Source organism: Desulfatiferula olefinivorans, assembly GCF_054657895.1.
Map to the genome: position 1 here is coordinate 1 of NZ_BAAHXV010000166.1, position 211 is coordinate 211.

A 211-nucleotide genomic window follows, 5' to 3' on the forward strand; every position below is an offset into this window, starting at 1 on the left:
CCGACGGACGGAAACACCTACACCATCACCGACACGGTGACGGTTCTGGACAACACCGAGTCCCTGGTGAAAACCGGATACACCTTTGACGGATGGAACACCGCCGCCAACGGATCCGGCACCGCCTACAGCGGAGGAGACACCTTTGCCATGGGGTCTTCCAATGTCACCCTGTATGCCCAGTGGACCATCGACACCTACGCCGTCACCT

The 211-nt window shown here is 59.7% G+C and carries 1 protein-coding gene; it reads left to right on the forward strand.

What is annotated here, in order from left to right; all coding sequences use genetic code 11:
* Positions 1-211: InlB B-repeat-containing protein (locus tag ACYQ11_RS22290; protein ID WP_459926036.1), on the forward strand; the 211-nt coding region annotated here is incomplete at both ends.